The following is an 8,934-nucleotide window of genomic DNA, read 5'->3' on the forward strand; positions in this document are numbered from 1 at the left end:
GATTAAGGATGACAATGGGCTCCCCATTGGCCTGGTCAATCAGGGCGCTGGGGTTTTTTTTGAGTTCGGAAATACTTGCTGAGCAATTTGCCAGGATGGATTTCATTTTTTGTGCCTTTTGGGGGTCTAATTTACGGATCAAATAATGGTCTTATTTTTTACAAAAATGATAACCCAGTCAAGTTTGTTTTGTAATCATTCTCTGTGTGAAATGAGGATGTTCACCAATTATCATGCTTAACCCTCCATCATTTGCTTGCGCAATGGTCATGCCTGTCATTGATGTCGAGCTGATCCAATGTCCAACGCCATTCCGGTCTGCTGGACAATCCTAAATGACATCCGTTTTAACGTCCATGGCTTGCTCACGTTGCGGATCGTTCAGCCTGTTGTTGATAGATCACGCCGATAATATTAGAGTTTGTGGCGAAGCTGTGGATAAGGTTGCATTTTCATGTCATCCATGCCTCATCGACAACGCGGACGATCGTCTTGACATATATTTCGGATGTTTCGCGGATTTCCGTAGGGGTAGACCTATGTGTCTGCCCTGTTGATCCCAGGTTGCCCGAATCAGGGCGAACATATAGGTTCGCCCCTACATTGGGGTTTAATTTATCCAAATCCCATTGGGCAGGGTTATTCAGGATGTATTCCCGTATGCGATTCAATTCCGTTTCGTTGCGGATGATGTGTTCCCAATAATTGCGCGGCCACAATTTTTTGGAAAATGGTTGCCACCCATCCTGTTTGACACCCCGAATGTATTCGTTGGTCGACATGGTTTGGAACCATTGCACCACACGATGTAGGGGCGAACCTACGTGTTCGCCCGGTTGTTTTCCCATGTCGATTTTGGTCGTAGGGGCAGACCGATGTGTCTGCCCATTTTGTTGTTGCGCAAACCAGGGCGGACACATAGGTCCGCCCCTACTGCTGATACCAAGGTGGTGGCAGATTTCGTGGATGGATAACCAGCGATCTTCCGAGTTGGTCATTGATGGAACTCCGGATTTTCTAAACAACGACAGGAGAAGTGGTCGTGAGTATGATGAGCGTCCCCTCCATCATTTGCTTTTGCAACTCTGCCCCATTTGAAAAAGAAGATCAAACGGTTTCAGCCGATATGGGCCGCTTGTTATGTTTGGTGTCTGTGGATTTTTTCTCGTCGTGACTGTGATTCTTTTTTTGGCTTGTCTGCCAGTGTTTATTGCAAAGGCAGTTTCTTCTCAAAAAAAATCAATAGGTATGCCGAATAATCTCCCCGTCAATCATATAGAGCACGTCTTCGGCAATGTTGGTGGTTAAATCAGCGATGCGTTCAAGGTGGCGGGACAGGGAAAGGTGTTCGATCAGGGCATCGAGCTGTTCGGGGTGTTGGCGGATCTGATCTTTGACCAGGCCGTAATTGTCTTTGTGCATGGCGTCGACTTCATCATCGAGCCGGCAGACCTCGCGGGCCAGTTCCATGTCCAGATTGACCAGGGAGTCGAGACTTTTCTTGAGCATACCTTCAACCTTGTCGGCCATCTCGAACAAGGCAAAGGGAATGGGCGCCGGTTTGAGCGCTGCCAGGCCGCGGGTGCGCTGCGCAATATTGACCGACAGGTCGGAGATGCGTTCAAGATCGTTGTTGATTTTAAGTACCGAGACGATAAAACGCAGATCAATGGCCACCGGTTGGTGCAGCGCCAGGATCTTCAAACACTCCTCTTCAAGATCAACCTCCATCTCGTTGACTTCGACATCCCGTTCAATAACGGCCTCAGCGAGGCTGGTGTCCATTTCCTCGAGGGAGTGAATCGCCTGATGAAAGCCCTCTTCCACTACCGCTGAAAGGGTAAGAATACGTTTTTTCAAATCATCAATCTGGCGTTCGAGATACAAAGGCATGCGGATCAATCCTCTTGGTCTGGAGGGGTTTTTGGTGATGCCTGCACAGTGGTCGCCGGCGACGAGCTGTTATGGTGCTGGGCCTTAAGGGGAATCTGCAGGGAGAAAGTGCTTCCTTCTCCCGGGGTGCTGGTAACGCTAACTTCACCACCGTGGGCCTGGGCAATATGTTTAACAATGGCCAGGCCAAGGCCGGTTCCGCCGAGCTTGCGACTACGGGCTTTGTCGGCGCGATAAAAGCGCTCAAACAGCCGTGGCAAATGAACCTTGTCGATGCCGCACCCCCAGTCACGCACATTGATGGTGGTTTTATGGTCGCCATGAATTGCTTCAATCAGCACCTTGCCTTGCTGCGGACTGTACTTGATGGCGTTGGTGAGCAGATTGATCATCGCCTGTTCCAGCAGCGGTGCGTTGATCGGGATGCGAAGATCGGAGGGGCAAATAGGCTCAATATGTACCTGTTTTTCCGCCGCCAGATTGGCACAGGCCTGCACCGCAGTGTTGATAACAGTGGTCAGGCTCATGGTGGTGAGGGGGAGTTCCTGCTGGTCGCTGTCCTGTTCAATGCGGGCAAGAATCAGTAGATCGTCAATGATGTCATTAAGGCGATCTGCCTGACGCATCATAATCTCAAGAAACTGCGAGGCGCTGTCCGGATCGGCAATGGCACCTTCCTGCAGGGTTTCGACGAAGCCCTTGATGGCGGTGATGGGTGTTTTCAGCTCATGGGATACGTTGGCGACAAAGTCACGGCGGACATTTTCCAGACGTCGCAACCGGGTGACATCATTGAGGACGATCAGGGCGCCAAGTTCCTGTCCCGATTCTCCGCGTAACAGGGAACCGTGGGCCTGGAGATAGAGATCTTCGTTGCCGTGTAGGACGATATCGCCCTCAACCGGGTCACGGGTAGAAAGGGCGCGCCGGACAAAGCGCTGCAGATCGGCTTTGCGGATCGCTTCCTGAATATTGCGTCCCTTGACCTCTTCCGGTGAGACCCCGAGCAGGGTGGCGGCAGCACGGTTAATACGGATAATGCGTTCGCTGGTGTCAACCGCCAGCACCCCTTCGACCATGCTCGCCAGTACCGCTTCCTGTTCGTTATGCTGGCGTACGACGGTGCGCATGCGCTGGTCAAGTTCGTAGGCGGTGGTGTTCATGGCAGTTGCCAGGGCGGTAATCTCAATAGAACCTTTTATGCGCAGACGCTCGGTCAGTTCGCCGCGGGCAAAGCGCTCCGCGCCCCGGCGCATCTCTTCTAAGGGACGACTGATGCGACGACTGATATAGATCCCGATCAGGGTTGCAATCAGCATGACAACCATGCCACTGACGATAATCTGCCGATAAACAATGCCAAGCGTCTGATCAATGGTGGTCACCGGCAACGCGGCGCGAACAACGCCAACCAGCTGGTCCTGATTCTGGACCGGAATTGCGACATACATCATATTTTTATGGACGGTGTTGCTGTAGCGGGTGGCCTGTCCGATTGTGCCGGTCAGGGCGATCGCAACTTCCGGTCGCAGGGCGTGGTTCTCCATGTGCTCTGGGCTCTCCAGTGAGTCGGCGAGAACGGCTCCGGATGGCAGAACGAAAGTAAAGCGGGTTCCTGTTTCTCTACTTAGACGGATGCTTAATTCGTCGAGGCGGTCGCTGTGGTCAAGGGCGAAGGAATCGGCAATCTGAAAAGCCACGAGTCTGGCGCGGGCTTCCAGTCCGGCTGCCGTTTCTTCCAGATAAAAGGTGCTTAAGTTGCGCGCAAAAAGCCAGGTTAGCAGCAACAGGGTGAGCAGGATAAGGAAAAAAAATGCCGGCAGAATTTGCCAGACAAAGCGCAGACGCATTATTGATCCTTGAAGCGGTAGCCGACGCCGCGAACCGTCTCGATGACTTTTCCGGCGGGCCCAAGTTTTTTGCGCAGACCGACGATCTGGACATCAACCGCGCGATCAGTGACCGAATAATCGTCGCCACGCACGGCATTGACAATCTGATAACGGGTAAAGACCCACCCAGGGCGGCGGGCGAGTAGATTGAGGACGCGAAATTCAGTAAAGGTGAGATCGATCTTCTGCCCACCGACCAGCACCTCATTGCGGCCGGGGTGGATGCTGATAGCGCCGATGTGCAAGGATTCACTTTCATCAGTAGTATTGTCGCTATCACGTTCGTGGCGACGCAATACCGCCTTTAAACGCGATGACAACACCCGTGGGCTGAACGGCTTGGTCACGTAGTCGTCGGCACCCAGCTCGAGCCCGGTGACAATATCGTGTTCTTCCCCTTTAGCGGTGAGCATGACAATGGGGATAGTGGCGGTTGCTCTGGCGTTTTTCAGGGCGCGGCAGACCTCCAGCCCATCAATCCCAGGTAACATCAGGTCAAGGACGATCAGGTCGGGTTTCTCAGCACGGGCGGCGTTCAAACCTTCTTCGCCGCTCTGGGCACAACTGACCCTGAAACCTTCTTTGATCAGGTTGTAGTGCAGCAGCGCGAGGATATCCTCTTCATCTTCAATAACCAGAATATGTTCTTTCCCCATAGCATCTCCATGACCTGTCATTTTCTCTTAATTTTTGAATAATTACTATCGTACTGTTAGGGTTTGATGAGGATAGCAGAAAAAGTACGGCAAGCAGTGTCATGGTGGTGTGCGAAACATCGGTTTGGAAAATCAAGTGAATTAATACCTGTACCCTGTAACTCGCGTTGATCATAACGCAGTTGACGCGTCAAAAAAACAAGCAAGATGCGATAGATTATGGGTTGCAGGGTCCTGGCTAAGCCACAATCCGATCCACAATCAGCACCGTGAACAATAAGGCCATCGACAGGTTGATCAGATGAAAGCGTCGCAGAGCGATCTCTTCGGTGGAGCCACGGCGCATGCAGACCAGGCCAACGAGCAGGGCCAGTAGCCCAATTAAAAAGATGGTCGTGATCAAGGGGTGGGAGAGGAACCCAAACAGCGGAAAGAGCAGGTAGCAGAGAAACAGGCTGGCGATCCAGCAGTTATTGATCTGCAGCAGCCTCTTGGTCGGGATGGTGTGAAACAGATCCGGCAGACCGCTGCGTTGCAGATCATCGCGATAGCGGCACAACAACAACCAGGTATGGGGAATCTGCCAGACAAACAGGGTGCCGGCGAGAATAATCGCCGGCAGAGTCAGCAGCGCACCACCGGCTGCGGTCCAGCCGATGAGCGGTGGCAGGGCGCCGCAAACAGCGCCGGGCAGAGCGGCAAACGGGGTGATACGTTTTAACGAGGTGTAGATGGCATTGTACCAGATGACCGCCAGGGCGCCGATGAGCAGCGGCAGATAGCCGGGTAGCTGAGCCAGCAGGATGAAGCCGCCGGTAATCTGCAGAAGGACTAATACCAGAACAAGCTTTTCGTTGAATTGTCCTGAGGGTAGCGGGCGCATGCAGGTGCGCAGCATCCGCTGGTCAAGATCGGCCTCCTGCCATTGATTGAGTGCTGAACTGCCACCGGCAAGTAAACCGGTTCCACCCAGCACCAGCAGAATCGACCACGACCAGGCGCCGCCGGCAAAGAAATATCCGGTCAACGCTGACAGGGCGACCATGGTTGATAGTTCCAACCGCATCAGGCGCCGCAACGCTGTCGCGCCAGTTAGCCAACGGCTGATCATTGCCTCTTGGCGGCGTTGGGGAACGGATAAAGACAAGGTCAATGATCCTTACTGTTGCAGCAGATGATCGACGATGGCATCAAGTTCCTCGGGACTCAAATAATCCATCGGCGGCATGATGTCCGGATAGCCCTTGACCATATCGGAACCTGGATCAACCAGGGCGCGGAGCAGGTAGTCAGCATCTGCCTTTTGGGTGAATTCCTGTCCATCGCGAATAAAGGTGATGTCGCGGCTGCCAATCCCCTGAAAGGTTGGACCTATGCTGCGACTACCGTCCGTCGAGTGGCACCCAATGCAGCCGTTGATTTCGATCAGTCGGGCACCGTCAAAGACCGGGGCTGTTGTTGTGTCCGGTCGGTCCATCATGTAGTCGACCAGCGCCTGCAGATCCTCCTGATTCAAGGTGGCCTCGTCATAAGAAGGCATCATTGCCGGATATCCCTGAACAACCTCGTAATCAGCATGACGGATGGCGCGCACCAGATAATCATCGTCAATGGTGATTTCAGTGGTTTGGCCGTCAATCTCCACCCGGCGGGGTGATCCTGCCAGTTCAAATAAGGACGGGCCGATGCCGGTGGTGCCGTCAACGCTGTGACAGCCGATACATCCCTGCTCACGCATGACCACCAGACCACGATGTTCCGGCGGCGCATCAGCAACCAACCAGGCGGCGTAATCCTCTGCACTCAGCGCCTCGATAGTCGTGACCATGTCAGCGTGGCCGACGCCACAGTACTCGGTACAGAAAATATCGTAACTGCCTGGTTTCGGGGCCTCAAACCAGACGTAGGTTTCCAGACCCGGTACCATATCTTTTTTGATGCGGAAGGCCGGAACGAAAAAACTGTGAATCACATCAGTTGACTGGAGGCGCACCTTCACCGGGGTATTGGCCGGTACATACAACCGGTTTTCACGGCGGCCATCCTCGTATTCAAATTGCCACGACCACATGCGCGCCGTGGCCTTGACCTCTATGGCATCCTCCGGAACTTCCGTCAGGCCGACATAGTTAACCCAGCCATACCAGAACATGGTCAGGACGATCAGGGTCGGCAAAACCGTCCACACGGCTTCCAGGACAATATTGTGATCGACATCGGAGGTCGGTTCCGGATGCCTGGAACGGCGGTACTTGACGACAAAATAAATAGTAACAATGGTGATCCCGAGCAGCAGTAGCAGAGACAGGCCGAAGATGTAGATCATGACACCGTCAACAAGTTGAGCTGTCGGGTTGTCAGTTGGAAGCAGGGTCACAGCAGCACCTCGCGGTAGAGAACATCGGTAAAGGTTAGACCAATGAAGATAACCAGAATGACCAGCATGGCGAGCAGGCCGATTTTAAACAATAGCGATTCCTGGCGCAGATGCATAAAAACAAACAGTACCAGGGCTGATTTCAACGAGGCCACAGACAACGCAACCCAGACATTCACCGCGCCAAGATCAAATTGGGCAACCCCGACGGTTATGCCGGTTAAGATGATTAAGGCAACCCAGATAAGGATAAAGGTCTGGTAAGGAACAGGTTCGTGCTTTTCTTCCGACATGCAATCCTCCCGACGGCTCAGATAATCAGGTAATACAGGGGGAACAGGAAAATCCATACCAGGTCAACCAGGTGCCAGTAGAGGGCCGAGTTTTCCAGCAATACATAGCGGTCGCTGGTGACCTTGCCCTTGGCTACCATCACCGCTACAACGGTAATCAGGGTGGCGCCGATCAGCACATGCAGGCCATGCAAACCGGCGGTAAAGTAATACAGGTTAAAAAACGAGGTGACTCCCGGCCCCATGTCACGCAGGGTTTCCGACGCAGGGTAAATCCCGAGGCTGATCTCGTGGGACCATTCAAAATATTTATTGATCAGAAAAACAAAAGCCAGGCCGATGGTCGCGACACACAGGCTGATACAGAGGCGGATCTGGTTGCGCTGAATGGCGGTAATGGCCAGCGCAATGGTCAGGCTGCTGGTCAGCAGGACAACGGTATTGGCAGCACCGAACCAGATGTTGAGCTTGTTGCTGGCGGTTATGTACTCTTGCGGATAGGTGGTCAGGGCAATGGCATAGAGAATGAACAAGCCACTGAACAGGATCACCTCGGTATAGAGAAACAGCCACATACCGAAACGGTCGCCGGTGTCATCACGATGTTCAAAACTCATCGGCTTTGACTCCTTTGTAGTCGTAGGGGCCGCGGGTAACTACCGGATCCTCCTTGCCGAAATTGAGCATCGGCGGAGGTGACGGCACCTGCCATTCAAGGGTTGCCCCACCCCAGGGGTTCATCCTGATAGGACGACCGTTACGCATACCGTTCAGCAGATTGACAAACATCACAATCAATCCGGCTGCCAGCACCCAGGAACCGATAGTCGAGACCATGTTGAGGGTCTGAAATTCAGGAAGATAGTCGTAGTAACGGCGTGGCATGCCCTGGATACCGACGGCCTGCATCGCCATATAGGTTGTATTAAAGCCGACGAACAGCAGTCCCCAGGCGATAAAGGCAATTTTGTGATTGTACATGCGCCCGGTGAATTTCGGCAGCCAGTAGTGCAGGGCGGCAAAGAAAGCAAAGCCGGTACCACCGAACATGGTGTAATGAAAGTGACCGACGACAAAGGTGGTGTCGTGCAGATGAATATCAGCCGCCGCTGCACCAAGTGCCAGCCCGCCCAGTCCACCGATGGCAAACTGGAGGATGAAGGCGAGGGCATAGAGCATTGGTGGTGCCAGTTCAATGGAACCCTTGTAGAGGGTCGAAATCCAGTTGAAGATTTTAATTGCACTGGGGATGGCAACGATGAAGGTTAGTAGCGAGAATACCAGAATAGCGAAATCACTCATGCCGCTGGCATACATGTGGTGGGCCCAGACCAATGAGCCGGCAAAGGCAATTGCCAGACTTGAGATCGCCATGGCCCAGTAGCCGAACAACGGTTTGCGCGAAAAGGTCGGAATGATCTCGGAAATGACCCCCATGGCCGGCAGAATCATGATGTATACCGCCGGGTGAGAGTAGATCCAGAACAGATGCTGAAACAGAATCGGGTCGCCTCCGCTGGCAACGTCAAACAGGCCGGCGCCGAAGAAGCGTTCCAGCATCACCAATACCAGGGTGATCCCTAACATCGGGGTCGCCAGCACCTGAATCCATGCGGTGGCGTAGAGGGTCCAGACAAACAGCGGGAGCCGTCCCCAGCCCATTCCCTCGGCACGTAAACGGTGGATGGTAGTGACAAAGTTGATCCCGGTAAGAATCGACGAAAAGCCGAGCATAAAGGCGGCCAGGGCGGCGAGACTGACGTTGGTTGAGGTCTGCGTACTGAAGGGGACGTAAAATGTCCAGCCGGTATCAGGGGCCCCGG

The 8,934-nt window shown here is 53.5% G+C and carries 9 protein-coding genes; all 9 read right to left on the reverse strand.

Going from position 1 to position 8,934, the window contains the following annotated elements; genetic code table 11:
* Window positions 1-452 precede the first annotated feature (452 nt).
* The gene (locus tag AC6F7T_RS06540; protein WP_500717194.1) at window positions 453-998 is read right to left on the reverse strand and encodes a transposase; all 546 of its coding nucleotides are present in this window, start codon (window positions 996-998) and stop codon (window positions 453-455) included.
* Between the two features lie 241 nt (window positions 999-1,239).
* The gene (phoU, locus tag AC6F7T_RS06545) at window positions 1,240-1,893 is read right to left on the reverse strand and encodes a phosphate signaling complex protein PhoU (RefSeq protein ID WP_500717195.1); all 654 of its coding nucleotides are present in this window, start codon (window positions 1,891-1,893) and stop codon (window positions 1,240-1,242) included.
* Between the two features lie 5 nt (window positions 1,894-1,898).
* Window positions 1,899-3,743: an ATP-binding protein gene (locus AC6F7T_RS06550; RefSeq protein WP_500717196.1), complete on the reverse strand. Its 1,845-nt coding sequence runs from the start codon at window positions 3,741-3,743 to the stop codon at window positions 1,899-1,901.
* Window positions 3,743-4,441 (reverse strand): response regulator, encoded by a 699-nt coding sequence (locus AC6F7T_RS06555; protein WP_500717197.1) that lies wholly within the window; start codon window positions 4,439-4,441, stop codon window positions 3,743-3,745. The genes AC6F7T_RS06550 and AC6F7T_RS06555 overlap by 1 nt, the downstream gene beginning before the upstream one ends.
* A gap of 238 nt (window positions 4,442-4,679) precedes the next feature.
* Window positions 4,680-5,588, reverse strand: a complete 909-nt coding sequence (locus AC6F7T_RS06560) for a UbiA family prenyltransferase (RefSeq protein ID WP_500717198.1) — start codon at window positions 5,586-5,588, stop codon at window positions 4,680-4,682.
* A 12-nt stretch (window positions 5,589-5,600) separates the two neighbouring features.
* The gene (coxB, locus tag AC6F7T_RS06565) at window positions 5,601-6,818 is read right to left on the reverse strand and encodes a cytochrome c oxidase subunit II (protein ID WP_500717199.1); all 1,218 of its coding nucleotides are present in this window, start codon (window positions 6,816-6,818) and stop codon (window positions 5,601-5,603) included.
* Window positions 6,815-7,111, reverse strand: a complete 297-nt coding sequence (locus AC6F7T_RS06570; RefSeq protein ID WP_500717200.1) for a cytochrome C oxidase subunit IV family protein — start codon at window positions 7,109-7,111, stop codon at window positions 6,815-6,817. The genes coxB and AC6F7T_RS06570 overlap by 4 nt, the downstream gene beginning before the upstream one ends.
* A 17-nt stretch (window positions 7,112-7,128) precedes the next feature.
* Window positions 7,129-7,728, reverse strand: a complete 600-nt coding sequence (locus tag AC6F7T_RS06575; RefSeq protein ID WP_500717201.1) for a cytochrome c oxidase subunit 3 — start codon at window positions 7,726-7,728, stop codon at window positions 7,129-7,131.
* Window positions 7,718-8,934, reverse strand: a 1,217-nt coding sequence (locus AC6F7T_RS06580) for a cbb3-type cytochrome c oxidase subunit I (RefSeq protein WP_500717202.1), incomplete at its 5' end; no start/stop codon positions are given. The genes AC6F7T_RS06580 and AC6F7T_RS06575, both read right to left, overlap by 11 nt.

This window comes from Pelovirga sp. (assembly GCF_059864205.1).